At 65.1% G+C, this 12,681-nt stretch carries 12 protein-coding genes; 9 read left to right on the top strand and 3 right to left on the bottom strand.

Going from position 1 to position 12,681, the window contains the following annotated elements:
- Positions 1–104 precede the first annotated feature (104 nt).
- From ACW4TB_RS17565 to ACW4TB_RS17550, 4 genes are read left to right on the top strand one after another with little or no spacing between them, the layout of a single operon-like run.
- Complete coding sequence (locus tag ACW4TB_RS17565; protein WP_279931837.1) at positions 105–1,634, top strand: efflux transporter outer membrane subunit; 1,530 nt, start codon at positions 105–107, stop codon at positions 1,632–1,634.
- Complete coding sequence (locus ACW4TB_RS17560) at positions 1,631–3,808, top strand: FUSC family protein (protein WP_012312795.1); 2,178 nt, start codon at positions 1,631–1,633, stop codon at positions 3,806–3,808. Before ACW4TB_RS17565 ends, ACW4TB_RS17560 begins: the two co-directional genes overlap by 4 nt.
- Entirely contained in the window at positions 3,798–4,013 is a 216-nt protein-coding gene (locus ACW4TB_RS17555) for a DUF1656 domain-containing protein (RefSeq protein ID WP_012312796.1), read from the top strand. The genes ACW4TB_RS17560 and ACW4TB_RS17555 overlap by 11 nt, the downstream gene beginning before the upstream one ends.
- Before the next feature lie 10 nt (positions 4,014–4,023).
- Positions 4,024–4,893 carry an efflux RND transporter periplasmic adaptor subunit gene (locus ACW4TB_RS17550; RefSeq protein WP_012312797.1) on the top strand — a complete coding sequence of 290 codons (870 nt, stop codon included), beginning with the start codon at positions 4,024–4,026 and terminating at the stop codon, positions 4,891–4,893.
- Positions 4,894–4,915: 22 nt separating this feature from the next.
- Here the strand turns inward: ACW4TB_RS17550 and ACW4TB_RS17545 are convergent, their stop codons facing one another.
- Entirely contained in the window at positions 4,916–5,362 is a 447-nt protein-coding gene (locus ACW4TB_RS17545) for a universal stress protein (protein WP_254467166.1), read from the bottom strand.
- Positions 5,363–5,630: 268 nt separating this feature from the next.
- Between ACW4TB_RS17545 and ACW4TB_RS17540 the strand changes: the two genes are divergently transcribed.
- The 5 genes from ACW4TB_RS17540 (at position 5,631) to ACW4TB_RS17520 (ending at position 11,180) form a co-directional block, all read left to right on the top strand.
- Positions 5,631–6,539 (top strand): LysR family transcriptional regulator, encoded by a 909-nt coding sequence (locus ACW4TB_RS17540; protein WP_012312799.1) that lies wholly within the window; start codon positions 5,631–5,633, stop codon positions 6,537–6,539.
- Between the two features lie 135 nt (positions 6,540–6,674).
- Positions 6,675–8,216, top strand: coding sequence for an MFS transporter (locus ACW4TB_RS17535; RefSeq protein WP_012312800.1), 1,542 nt, complete (start codon positions 6,675–6,677; stop codon positions 8,214–8,216).
- 27 nt (positions 8,217–8,243) lie between these two features.
- Entirely contained in the window at positions 8,244–9,305 is a 1,062-nt protein-coding gene (locus tag ACW4TB_RS17530) for an HlyD family secretion protein (protein ID WP_279931833.1), read from the top strand.
- Positions 9,302–10,753 (top strand): efflux transporter outer membrane subunit, encoded by a 1,452-nt coding sequence (locus ACW4TB_RS17525; protein WP_012312802.1) that lies wholly within the window; start codon positions 9,302–9,304, stop codon positions 10,751–10,753. The genes ACW4TB_RS17530 and ACW4TB_RS17525 overlap by 4 nt, the downstream gene beginning before the upstream one ends.
- A 16-nt stretch (positions 10,754–10,769) precedes the next feature.
- A complete protein-coding gene (locus tag ACW4TB_RS17520) occupies positions 10,770–11,180 on the top strand; it encodes an SDR family NAD(P)-dependent oxidoreductase (RefSeq protein ID WP_012312803.1) in 411 nt (136 codons plus the stop codon).
- On the opposite strand, the gene ACW4TB_RS17515 is transcribed toward ACW4TB_RS17520, so the two are convergent.
- A complete protein-coding gene (locus ACW4TB_RS17515; protein WP_279931830.1) occupies positions 11,130–11,954 on the bottom strand; it encodes an SDR family oxidoreductase in 825 nt (274 codons plus the stop codon). The two genes, ACW4TB_RS17520 and ACW4TB_RS17515, sit on opposite strands and share 51 nt — an antisense overlap.
- Before the next feature lie 149 nt (positions 11,955–12,103).
- Positions 12,104–12,568: a hypothetical protein gene (locus ACW4TB_RS17510; protein WP_012312805.1), complete on the bottom strand. Its 465-nt coding sequence runs from the start codon at positions 12,566–12,568 to the stop codon at positions 12,104–12,106.
- Between the last annotated feature and the right edge of the window lie 113 nt (positions 12,569–12,681).

The raw sequence follows: 12,681 nt of genomic DNA, 5'->3' as shown, positions 1-12,681 counted from the left end.
CGCTGTTTTGGTAACAAAGATTCGCAGGAATCTGCGCTTATCGCCAGTACGGCCGCCCCCTAGAATTGCCCAGCCCTCCACCTCTTCCTCGGGAAATCGCAGCTGTGCCGCGTCGCATCATCAGAACGCTTCAGGCGTTCAGTGCCTGTGCCCTTAGCCTCACCTTGAGCGGCTGTATCGGAACCTGGGGCATTGCCCCACAGAGCAAGACCCTCCAAGCCAATACCTTGACCACCGACGCGGCCATCCGTGAAGCCGCCAGCGATGCCCACTGGCCCGACCAGCAGTGGTGGCACGCCTACCGAGATCCGCAGCTCAACCGTTGGCTCGACCTGGCTATGGCCGGTAGCCCGACCCTGGCCATGGCCGCAGCGCGGGTGCGCGCAGCCAAAGCCATGGCCGGTGTGGTCGAGTCGGCAGAAAAGCTGCAGGCCAACGGCCAGGCGTCGCTCAAACGCCACAACTGGCCTGAAGACCAGTTCTATGGCCCGGGCGCCCTGTCGGGTGCCAACACCTGGGACAACAACGCCGCCATCGGCTTCAGCTATGCCCTGGACCTCTGGGGGCGCGAGCGCAATGCCAGCGAACAGGCCGTGGACCAGGCCCACATGAGCGTGGCCGAAGCCCGCCAGGCGCAACTGGAACTGCAGAACAATGTGGTGCGTGCCTACATTCAGCTCAGCCTGCACTTCGCCCAGCGCGACATCGTCAAGGCCGAGCTGGAGCAGCAGGAGCAGATCCTGGCTTTGGCCAAGCGCCGCCTGGACGGCGGTATCGGTACCCATTTCGAGGTCAGCCAGGCCGAAGCCCCGCTACCCGAAACCCATCGCCAACTGGACAGCCTCGACGAAGAAATCGCGCTTACCCGCAATCAGCTGGCTGCGCTGGCGGGCAAGGGGCCAGGGGAGGGGGCGCAGATCCAGCGCCCCAGCCTGGCCCTCGCCGCCCCGCTGCAACTGCCGTCGGCGCTGCCCGCCGAGCTGGTCGGCCAGCGCCCCGACGTGGTCGCCAGCCGCTGGCAGGTGGCCGCTCAGGCGCGTGGTATCGACGTCGCCCACGCCGGCTTCTTCCCCAACGTTGACCTGGTCGGGAGCCTGGGCTTCATGGCCACCGGTGGCGGGCCGCTGGAATTCCTTACCGGGCGCAAGTTCAACTACAACGTCGGGCCGGCCATCAGCCTGCCGATCTTCGACGGCGGCCGCTTGCGCTCGCAGCTGGGTGTGGCCTCGGCGGGCTATGACGTGGCCGTGGCGCACTACAACCAGACGGTCATCGGCGCGCTGAAGAACATTTCCGACCAGTTGATCCGCCGTGAGTCGATGAAGGAGCAGGCCCATTTCGCCGCCGAATCCGTGGCCGCTGCACAGAAAACCTACGATATTGCCATGGTCGCCTTCCAGCGCGGGCTGACCGACTACCTCAACGTGCTCAATGCCCAGACTTTGCTGCTGCGTCAGCAGCAGGTGCAACAGCAGGTGCAGGCCGCGCGCCTGATCGCCCATGCCGAGCTGGTGACCGCGTTGGGTGGTGGCCTGCAGGCCGGCAAGGACGTACCTGAGCAGGAGCGCCAGACGGCGCCGAAAACCCCAGCCACCCTGGCTGTTTTCGACCGCAAACCGGACCGCGCCGAATGAGTACATCGAGCCTGCCCCTGCGCTGGCTGCACAGCCTGGAGTGGCGCCGGGGCTTCTTTGCCTGGGCGCGTACCGACGGGGTGACCTGGGTCTACATCTTCAAGGTGCTGGCCGCTGCGTTCATCACCCTGTGGCTGGCCATGCGCCTGGAGTTGCCGCAGCCGCGCACGGCGATGATCACCGTGTTCATCGTCATGCAGCCGCAGAGCGGCCATGTTTTTGCCAAGAGCTTCTACCGGGTGCTCGGCACTCTGGCTGGCTCGGCGATGATGGTGGCGCTGATCGCCCTGTTCCCGCAGAACACAGAGCTGTTCCTGCCCAGCCTGGCGCTGTGGGTGGGCCTATGTTCAGCGGGCGCCATGCGCTACCGCACCTTCCGCGCCTATGGCTTCGTGCTGGCCGGTTACACCGCTGCCATGATCGGCCTGCCGGTGCTGGAGCACCCTGACCAGGCGTTCATGGCTGCGGTGTGGCGGGTGCTGGAGATTGCCCTGGGCATTCTCGTCTCGACCTTCGTCAGTGCCGCGATCTTGCCGCAATCGGCCAGCGCCGCCATGCGCAATGCGTTGTACCAGCGTTTTGGCGTGTTCGCCGGGGTGGTGGTCGAAGCCTTGCGCGGTGACAGCCAGCGTGACCGTTTCGAAACCAGCAACGTACGGTTCGTCGCCGAGGCGGTCGGCCTGGAAAGCCTGCGCAACGTCACCGCCTTCGAAGACCCGCACATGCGCAGGCGCTCTGGCCGGCTGGTGCGCATGAACAGCGAGTTCATGGCCATTACCACGCGCTTCAACGCCCTGCACCGGTTGCTTGAACGCTTGCGCGCCCGCGGCCCGCTGCAGATCGTCGGGGCCATCGAGCCGGGCCTGAACACCTTGGTCGAGCTGCTTGAGCCCTATGTAGGGCGTGCGCTGACCGATGCCGATGCGCTGCGCCTGACGCTGGAACTGGCTGCCTACAAAGAGGGCCTGCAGGCCCAGGTACGCGGCCTGCGCGCCGAGTACCTGCTGACCGACCCCAGCGAGTCCGACCTGCTGGATTTTCATACCGCTTTCGAGCTGCTCTATCGCTTCGTCGACGAGATGTACAGCTATGCCGAAACCCATGCCTCCCTGGCCGCGCACACGCACGAGCGCGAGCAGTGGGACGAGCCTTACGTGGCCCGGACCAGCTGGCTGGTGTCGCTGGCCGCTGGCGTGCGCGCCTCGGCGGTGCTGTTGCTGCTGGGTAGCTACTGGCTGCTCAGCGACTGGCCCAGTGGGGCCATGATGACCTTGATCGCCACCGTCACCGTAGGCCTGTCGGCGGCTTCGCCGAACCCCAAGCGCATGTCGTTCCAAATGGCCTGCGGCACGGCGATCGGCGCGTTCGTCGGCTTCTTCGAAACCTTTTTCGTGTTCCCCTGGATCGACGGTTACCCGCTGCTGTGCATGGTCCTGGCGCCGGTGTTCATGCTTGGCGCGTTCCTGTCTTCGCGGCCGGCTTACGCGGGTTACGGCATAGGCCTGCTGGTGTTCTTCGCCATCGGTTCGGTGCCTAACAACCTGACTGTGTACGACCCTTACACTTTCATCAACGACTACATCGGCATGGTCCTCGGCATGTTCGTCTGCGCTGCTGCCGGGGCGATCATCCTGCCGCCCAACAGCCGCTGGTTGTGGAGCCGCCTGGAGCAGGAGCTGCGCGAGCAGGTACTGTTCGCCATCAGTGGTCGCCTGCGCGGTCTGGGCTCGGCTTTCGAAAGCCGCACCCGTGACCTGTTGCACCAGGCCTATGGTCTGGCCGCCGGCAAGCCGCAGGTACAAAGCCAGCTGATGGGCTGGATGTTCACCGTGCTGGAAATCGGCCATGCGGTCATCGAGCTGCGCAAGGAGCAGGCCCGCGCACCAATCCATCCTGCGTATGCCGAATCACAGCCTTGGCGACAGGCCATCCGTGTCATGGGCCGGGCTCTGGCGCGGCTGTTCCTGCAGCCCAGCGCCAGCAACCACGAGCGCGCGCTGGTGGCGGTGGACCACGCCATCAGCCGCGTGCAGGCCACCGACGAACCCTTCGCCCGGCACTTCGATACCTCGGTGCTGCGCCGCGCGCAGAGCTACCTGCACTTCATCCGTTCCTCCCTGCTCGACCCACAGTCGCCGTTGGCTACGACGAAAGGATTGCACGATGTTCCGTGAAATCATGCCCCGTGAGATCGCCTTCCATGGCGTGTACATGCCCACCATGACCTTGATGTTCCTGTTCGCCCTGGGCCTGGCCTGGGGCCTGGACCGCTTCATTGCCAGCCATGATGGCTACCGCTTCTTCTGGCATCCGGCGCTGTTGCGTCTGAGCCTGTTCGTCTGCCTGTTCGGCGCCCTGGCGCTGTCGCTCTACTGGTGAGAATCCTTCGATGAAAAAGTTCTTCAGCCTGTTTGCTACCTTGCTGGTGCTGACCATGGCCGTGGTGATCGGTCGCCAGTTGTGGCTGCACTACATGACTACGCCCTGGACCCGTGACGGGCGCGTGCGGGCCGACATCATCAATGTGGCCGCCGACGTGCCCGGTTATGTGGTGGACGTACCGGTCAAGGATAACCAGCGGGTGAAGAAGGGCGACCTGCTGATCCGGGTCGACCCCGAGCACTACCAGCTGGCTGTCGACCAGGCCAAGGCGTTGGTCGCCTCGCGCAAGGCCACCTGGGAGATGCGCAAGGTCAACGCCCGCCGCCGTGCCGACATGGACAACCTGGTGATCTCCAAGGAAAACCGCGACGACGCCAGCAACATCGCCAATGCCGCCCTGGCCGACTATCAACAGGCCCAGGCAGCACTGGCAGCGGCCGAGCTGAACCTCAAGCGCACCCGTATCGTTGCCACGGTCGATGGTTACGTGACCAACCTGAATATCCACAAGGGTGACTATGCGCGTACCGGTGAGGCGGTGATGGCAGTGGTCGATGAAAACTCGTTCTGGGTTTACGGCTTCTTTGAGGAAACCAAGCTGCCGCACGTGAAGGTGGGTGACCAGGCTGAGCTGCAGATGATGAGCGGCGAACGGCTCAAGGGCCACGTGCAGAGCATCGCCCGCGGTATCTACGACCGCGACAACCCGCAGAGCCGCGAGCTTATTGCCGACGTGAACCCGACCTTCAACTGGGTGCGCCTGGCCCAGCGCGTGCCGGTGCGGATTCACATTGATGAAGTGCCGGACGGGTTTCTGCTGGCGGCGGGGACGACGTGTACGGTGGTGGTGAAACCGAGCGAGGGTGGAGCGGGCTAGCTAAACCACGTTCAATCAAACCCTAGGCCGGGCCTACCATTACCGGTATTTCGACACGGTCAATCACCTTCGCGCTGATCGACGGGTCGAGCATCCGCCCCAGCCGTGACAGGTGCCGGTGGCCCATGATGATCAGCTCGCATTGCAGTTCCCGTGCCTTGGCGACAATGGCCTCGACCGGTTGCCCGGCGACCATGCAGCCGTGGCTGGTGAAGCCGGCCTGCTTTAGCAATGCAACGGCCTCGGCCACGGCGCGGTCGCCCAGGCGTTGTTCCTCACAGGCGGCAGGGTATTGCTCCAGTTCCTCGGCGGTGTAGGGCGCAGGCTTGTCGTGCACCGCGAAAGTCGAGTCGATGGCCAGCAGCACGTGCAGTTCGTGTTCGTCGGGCCGGCAGTAGCGGCGGGCGAGGGTGAGCAGGGCGGTCGAGGCAGGGGACGCGTCGATGGCGATCAGGACGGGGTTGGGCATGGGGGTCCTTGCTGAAAAACTGGCTGGTCGGTTGGCTGTACTGCCCCATCGCCGGCAAGCCGGCTCCCACAAATAATGCACCGATCGCAGGGCAGTGGGGCACCTGTAGGAGCCGGCTTGCCGGCGATAGGGCCGGTGCAGCCACTGCATCATTTATGGCCCATCTCGCCCTCGAGATAAATGTTCCACCACGCACGAACGCATTGCGTCTGGTGCAATCATGCGACCTGTTAACATCGCTTTCCCACAACTGCCACGGAAATCGGCCATGCCACTCCCGGACATGAACCTGCTCGTCGCCCTCGACGCCCTGCTCGATGAAGGCAGCGTGGTTGGCGCGGCCCAGCGCATGAACCTCAGCCCGGCGGCGATGAGCCGGACCCTCGGGCGTATCCGCGATGCCTTGGGCGACCCGATCCTGGTACGCGCGGGTCGTGGCCTGGTACCGACGCCTCGGGCGCTGGCGCTGCGCGAGCAGGTGGCGGCGCTGGTGGAGCAGGCCGGTGAGGTGTTCCGCAGTGCTGGAGAGGTGGATTTGCCCAAGCTCGACCGAGCCTTCAACATCCGCACCAATGACCTGTTCATTGCCCTGTATGGCGCCCTGCTGTTGCGCCGCATGCATGAGCAGGCCCCGCGCACGGTACTGCGCTTCGTGCCCGAGAGCCCCGGCGGTGATGACGATAGCGTGCTGCGCGACGGGCGCACCGACCTGATCATCAGCTCGACCGTCGACCTGGGCCCGGAGATCAAGGTGCAGAGCCTTTTCCAGACCTACTACGTGGGTTTGGCGCGGCGCGACCATCCCATATTCGACCAGCCGATCACACCGCAGAGCTTTGCCAGTTATCCACAGATCAGCGTTTCCCGGCGTGGCCGCGCCAATGGGCCGATTGACGTCGAACTGGCCAACTTCAAGGTGCAGCGGCGCGTAGCGCTGATTACACCGAGTTTCCACTCAGCGTTGTTCTCGCTGCCGGATTCGGACCTGATCCTGCCGATGCCCGCCAATATCCTCAACAGTGTGCACAAGCTCGGTTTGCCGTTGCGCTCGTTCGAGATTCCCGTGCCGCTGGAGCGGGTAACCGTGCTGCAAGCCTGGCACCCGCGTTATCACAACGATCCGGCACACCGCTGGTTGCGGCAGATCCTGAAAGCCTGTTGCAGTGTTGATCCGTAACCCCGCTTCGTCCGATTGCGGCTGAAGCGGATTGCGTCATACGCAATATAAAACTGCCGATAAGTCAGTTTTCGTAAGCATTCGACTTTCTTAGACTTGCCCCAGCCATAAAATTGTTGCTGGAGTTGTCTACCCATGAGTTCTCTGTCCGCCCCTGCCACCGCGATCGCCGCCGCCCCTGCGCCGGCTGCGCCCGTGCAGTCGGCGTTCGGCCTGCGCGTGGTGGTCGGGCTGTTCGGCGTGTTGCTGGCCGTGCTGTGCGCCGGCCTCAACGAGTCGGTGACCAAGATTTCCCTGGCCGATATCCGCGGGGCCATGGGCATCGGCGCCGACGAGGGCGCCTGGCTGCTGGCGGTGTACAGCGCCGCATCGGTTTCGGCCATGGCCTTCGCGCCGTGGCTGGCCACTACCTTCTCCTTGCGCCGCTTCACCATGAGCGCGGTCGGGCTGTTTGCGCTGCTGGGATTGCTGCAGCCCTTGGCCCCCAACCTGCACAGCCTCATGCTGCTGCGCATCCTTCAGGGCTTTGCAGCGGGCGCCTTGCCACCGATGCTCATGAGCGTGGCGCTGCGTTTTCTGCCGCCGGGCATCAAGGTCTACGGCCTGGCCTGCTATGCCCTGACGGCCACCTTCGGGCCCAACCTCGGCACGCCGCTGGCCGGGTTGTGGACCGAATACGTCGGTTGGCAGTGGGCGTTCTGGCAGATCATTCTGCCCTCGGCCCTGGCCATGTTCTGTGTCGGCTGGGGCTTACCGCAGGACCCGCTGCGTCTGGAGCGCTTCAAGCAGTTCGACTGGCGCGGCGTGTTGCTGGGCCTGCCGGCCATCAGCTGCATCGTCCTGGGCCTGTCGCTTGGGGACCGCTGGGGCTGGCTCGATTCGCCGCTGATCTGCTGGCTGCTGGGCGGGGGCGTGCTGTTGCTGGTGCTGTTCCTGTACAACGAATGGTCCGAGCCGCTGCCGTTTTTCCAGTTGCGCATGCTGTCGCGCCGCAACCTGAGCTTCGCGCTGGTCACCCTGGCCGGCGTGTTGGTGGTGCTTTCCGGTGTGGGCAGCATTCCCTCTGCCTACCTTGCGCAAATCCAAGGGTATCGCCCGGCGCAAACCAGCCCGCTGATGATGCTGGTGGCCATGCCGCAACTGATTGCCCTGCCATTGACGGCGGCACTGTGCAACCTGCGCGCGGTGGACTGCCGCTGGGTGCTGGCCACGGGGCTGGCGATGCTGGCGCTGTCGTGCATCGGTAGCAGCCTGCTGACCTCCGAGTGGATCCGCGGTGATTTCTACCCTTTTTACCTGCTTCAGGTGTTCGGCCAACCGATGGCAGTACTGCCGCTGCTGATGCTCTCCACCAATGGCATGAGCCCGCAGGAAGGCCCATTCGCCTCCAGCTGGTTCAACACCGTCAAGGGGCTCGCCGCAGTGATCGCCGGTGGCCTGCTGGATGCCCTCGGCACGCTGCGCCGACACTTTCATTCCAACCACCTGGTGGACAGCCTGGGCAACGCCCCGCTGATCGATGACCACGCTGCGGGCCTTGCCAAGCGTATCCATGACCAGGCGCTGGTGCTCACTTCGGCCGACCTTTACCTGGTCATGGCCGGTATCGCCGTGGCGCTGATCTGCCTTATTCCTTTCGTGCCTACCCGGGTCTACCCACCGCGCGCGGTGGCCTGAACCCGGATGAATTCGAGACCGCTGAAAATGACCAACAAGCGCAAGACAATCGTGATCGGCTCGGTACTCGCCGTGGCCGTGCTGGCGGGTATCGTCGGCCCCTGGCTGCTCGGCAGTGACCACCGGCAAAGCACCAACGACGCCTACGTGATCGCCGATTACACCGTAGTGGCGCCCAAGGTGGCCGGCTTCGTCAAGCAAGTGCTGGTCGAAGACAACCAGCAGGTGCAGGCCGGCCAGTTGCTGGCGACCATCGATGCGCGGGACTACCAGGCCGCCCTGGATGCCGCGCAGGCCCAGTTGCTGGTGGCCAAGGCGCAAAGCGCCGATGCCCGTGCCACCCTGGAACGCCAGGCGGCATTGATTGCCCAGGCTGAGGCGGCGGTGAAGGCGGCGCAGGCCGAAGCATCGTTCGCCGACCACGAGGTCAAACGCTACAGCCGTCTCGCCCAGCAGGGCGCCGGCACCGTGCAGAATGCCCAACAGGCGCGTAGCCGGGTCGACCAGGCCCGCGCGCGGCTGGCCAATACCCAGGCTGCTTTAGTTGCCGCGCGCAAGCAGGTGGACATCCTCAGCGCTCAGGTCGCCAGTGCCGATGGGCAGTTGAAGCGTGCCGAAGCGGGCGTTGAAAAAGCTCAGCTGGACCTGTCCTACACGCGCATTACCGCCCCGGTGGATGGCATGGTCGGTGAGCGTGCCCTGCGCGTTGGCGCCTTCGTCAACCCGGGCGCGCGGCTGCTGTCGGTGGTGCCCCTGCAGCATGCCTATGTGGTCGGCAATTTTCAGGAAACCCAGCTGACCCATGTGCAGCCGGGGCAGCCGGTCAGTATCAGCGTCGATACCTTTTCCGGTGAAACCCTCAAGGGCCATGTCCAAAGCATTGCGCCTGCTACTGGCGTGACCTTCGCCGCAGTAAAGCCCGACAACGCCACCGGCAACTTCACCAAGGTCGTGCAGCGCATCCCGGTGAAAATCGTCTTCGATGACGGCCAGCCGTTGCTTGCGCGCCTGCGTGTGGGCATGTCGGTGGAAGCGACCATCGACACCCGTGGTGACACGTTCAGTGGCAAAGAGGTGAGTGCACGATGAAACCGGCATTACGCTTGAGCCCCTTGCTGCTAGCCGTGCTGATGGCCGGCTGCACCCTGGGCCCCGACTTCAAGCGCCCGGCCAGCCAGGCCCCGCAGCAATGGGCACCGCTGCAGGGCCAAGCTGCACCCAGCCAGCCGCAGGCAGAAGCGCTTGAACTGCGTTGGTGGGAGACCTTCCACGATGCGCGCCTGAGTGCGCTGATCCAGCAGGTGGCCGAGCGTAACCTCGACCTGCAGATCGCCAGTGCGCGGCTGCTGCAAAGCCGCGCCTTGCGCAGTACGGTGGCTGCCGACCAGGCGCCGTCGGTCGATGTGGATGGCGGCTACAGCCGCGCCCGTAATAGTGCCGAAGGCCTCAGCGACCCGTCCGGCAAGGCAGGCAAGTCGGCGTTCAACCTGTGGCAGGGCGACCTGGTCGCCGGTTGGGAGCTGGACCTCTGGGGCCGGGTGCGCCGGCAGGTGGAGGCTGCCGACGCCACGGTGGAAGTGGCCGAGAATGACCGGCGCGGCGTGCTCTTGGCGCTGTTGTCGGAAACCGCAGGCAACTACATCCAGTTGCGTGCCGTGCAGCACACGCTCGATGTCACGCGCGACAACCTGAAGGTCGCCCGGCACAGCCTGAAGCTGTCCCAGGACCGCCAGGCCGAGGGTGTCGCCACCCGGCTCGACGTGGCCCAGGCCAGTGCCCAGGTTGCCTCGATCGAGGCCCGTCTGCCGAGCCTGGAGGCCCGGCGCGACGACCTGATAAACGCGCTCAGCCTGCTGGCGGCCGAGCCGCCACGCAGTTTGCAGGCACAGTTGCTTGAGGGCGGGGAGTTGCCCGCGCCGCAGCAGCAATTTGCGATCGGCTTGCCATCCGAGCTGGCCGAGCGCCGTCCGGACATCCGCCAGGCCGAGGCACGGCTGCATGCGGCCACTGCCAGCATTGGCGTGGCCAAGGCGGATTTCTACCCCAGCATCCGGCTGTCCGGCAGCGTCGGCTTCCAGGCCATGCAACTGTCGGATTTCGGCGCTTGGGACTCGCGCCGCTTTGCCTTCGGCCCACAGCTGTCATTGCCGATCTTCGAGGGTGGCCGGCTCAAGGGTACCCTGGCGCTGCGCGAGGCGCAGCAGCAGGAGGCGGCGCTCAACTACCGCAAGGTGGTGCTCGGTGCCTGGCACGAGATCGACGATGTGCTGCGGCTGTACAACGCCAGCCAGCTGCGCCGTGATCATTTGGCCGAAGCGGTGCGGCAAAACCGCATCGCCCTGGAAACCGCCCAGCGTCAGTACGTGGAAGGCGCAGTGGACTTTCTCAACGTGCTGACCGTGCAGAGTGCGTTGCTGGCCAGCGAAGAGCAGTGGATCGACAGTTCGGCGGCGGTATCGCAGGCATTGGTCGGGCTGTACAAGGCTTTGGGTGGTGGCTGGCAGGCGTTCGACGGGCAGCCGACGACAAAGGTGTGATCAAGCGGAGGCAGCCATGCACCTCTCCCTCAATGGAAAGCGCGCACTCATCAGTGGTTCCATGGCAGGGCAGGGCCTGTCTACCGCCATCGACCTTGCCGCCGCCGGCGCCGAGGTCGTGCTCAACGACCGCACCCAGGCGTTGGTCGACGCTGCGCTGAAAGCGATACGTGAGCGCTTGCCCAAGGCACGGATCATTGGCGTTGCCGCTGACCTGGGCACCGAACAGGGTGTGCAGGCCTTGCTCCAGCAGGTGCCGCACACCGATATCCTGGTCAACAACGGCACGCAGGACGTTGCCCGGCGCCTGCAGCGTCATTACGCCCGCGGCATGGCCGAGCGCAAGTGGGGGCAGGTGATCCACCTGCGCGGTGAATCAGAGCGGTCGCAGCAGCCCGAAGCGTTTGCGCAGTACCCAGTCCAGTAACCGCCGTGGCAGCCAGCGTGCCAGTAGCGGCAACGCCGTACTGCCATTGCCCAGCCGCACCACTGCTGGCACAGGTGATTTGCGCGTGGCCGCCAGCAGCCCTTGGGCAAATTGCGCCGCGGATGTGGGCCGGTCTTGCGAGGCGCGGGCTCGCGCCTGGATATGCTCGCGCAGCGGCCACCACGGCGACTGCGCCGCTACCACCTGATCGGCCTGGCGCTGCGCATTGCTGGCGAATTGTGAGGCGATCGCTCCCGGTTGCACTTCCATCACCTGAATGCCGAAAGGCGCCAGCTCCAGGCGCAGGGCGTCGCTCAGTGCATGCACGGCAGCCTTGGAGGCGCAGTAGGCGCCCGCGAACGGCGTGACCATTACGCCCGATACACTGCCGATGTTGACCACCAGCCCACGCGCACGGCGCAGCAGCGGGAACACTGCACCGGTTACCCCGATCACGGCGAACACATTGGTTTCGAACTGCTGGCGCATGGCGTCCACGCCGCCATCCAGCAGGGGCCCCATGGCACCGTAGCCAGCGTTGTTGACCAGGATGTCGAGCCGGCCGTGGCGTGCTTCCAGCTCCTCGGCCAGGTGCTTCAGGCCCTCGGGGTCGTTGACGTCAAGCTGCCGGGCGGTGAAACCGGCGCCGGCCAGGTGTTCAACGTCTTCGGCTTTACGGGCGGTGGCCCAAACGTCGTGGCCGGCAGCGCGAAAGGCTTCGGCCAGGGAGCGGCCGATGCCGCTGGAACAACCGGTGATCAGGACGGTGGGCATTGGGCAGGCCTGTGCTCAGAATAAGTTATGTATAGGCTGGGCTGGCCCCATCGCCGGCAAGCCAGCTCCCAGAGGTACCCCGAATCTGCGGGCAGCGGTGAGCCTTTGGGAGCCGGCTTGCCGGCGATAGGGCCAGATCAGGCACCGTATCAGTTGGCGAATGTACCCTGTAGATGCTCGGCACGAAACTCCAGTGTCTGCGGCCGGTAGCCAGCGCGCAGTGGCGGCAGTGGCAGGCAGTCGGTCCACTCGGCCCCAGGCTGCAGTTCACCCGGCCCACGATAGCGCGGTGCGCTGTAGGTGTTTTCGGCCAGGTTGATTGTATCGCCCGGGGCATAGGCACCGACCCGCCAGCGCAGTTCGGTCAGCGGAGCCTTGTTGCCGTTTTTCATCTGTACCTTCAAGGCACGGTCGGCGGGGCATTGATCCGGGGCGTAGGTCAGGCGCAGGTCAAGACGCGCCAGTTGCGAAGCTTCGCGTGTGTCCTGCCAGACGACGAACAGCGCGACCAGCCCGAGGCCGCAGACAGCGGCCAGCGAGATCGGCAAGGCCTTGGCCGGGTAACGCAGGAGCAGTACCAGCCAGGTGAGGATGAGGAAGGCGCCGATGATCATGTGGTCCGAGTCCCGTTCGAGTCTTCGGACATCTTGGAGCTGCAAGCTGCAAGCTGCAAGAGAAAAGCGGGTCGGCGGTGGCCCCACATCTGTAGGTACACCGTCGACCCGCT

Source organism: Lelliottia jeotgali (genome assembly GCF_977070485.1).
The sequence above is the reverse complement of the archived record's forward strand: the minus strand, read 5'-3'. Positions and strand labels throughout refer to the sequence as shown.

Coding starts and splice junctions, on each gene's coding strand:
- ACW4TB_RS17515 (WP_279931830.1), bottom strand. CDS start 11,954: ATGCCCACCGTCCTGATCACCGGTTGTTCCAGCGGCATCGGCCGCTCC.
- ACW4TB_RS17520 (WP_012312803.1), top strand. CDS start 10,770: ATGCACCTCTCCCTCAATGGAAAGCGCGCACTCATCAGTGGTTCCATG.
- ACW4TB_RS17550 (WP_012312797.1), top strand. CDS start 4,024: ATGAAAAAGTTCTTCAGCCTGTTTGCTACCTTGCTGGTGCTGACCATG.
- ACW4TB_RS17545 (WP_254467166.1), bottom strand. CDS start 5,362: ATGCCCAACCCCGTCCTGATCGCCATCGACGCGTCCCCTGCCTCGACC.
- ACW4TB_RS17540 (WP_012312799.1), top strand. CDS start 5,631: ATGCCACTCCCGGACATGAACCTGCTCGTCGCCCTCGACGCCCTGCTC.
- ACW4TB_RS17560 (WP_012312795.1), top strand. CDS start 1,631: ATGAGTACATCGAGCCTGCCCCTGCGCTGGCTGCACAGCCTGGAGTGG.
- ACW4TB_RS17535 (WP_012312800.1), top strand. CDS start 6,675: ATGAGTTCTCTGTCCGCCCCTGCCACCGCGATCGCCGCCGCCCCTGCG.
- ACW4TB_RS17510 (WP_012312805.1), bottom strand. CDS start 12,568: ATGATCATCGGCGCCTTCCTCATCCTCACCTGGCTGGTACTGCTCCTG.
- ACW4TB_RS17555 (WP_012312796.1), top strand. CDS start 3,798: ATGTTCCGTGAAATCATGCCCCGTGAGATCGCCTTCCATGGCGTGTAC.
- ACW4TB_RS17530 (WP_279931833.1), top strand. CDS start 8,244: ATGACCAACAAGCGCAAGACAATCGTGATCGGCTCGGTACTCGCCGTG.
- ACW4TB_RS17525 (WP_012312802.1), top strand. CDS start 9,302: ATGAAACCGGCATTACGCTTGAGCCCCTTGCTGCTAGCCGTGCTGATG.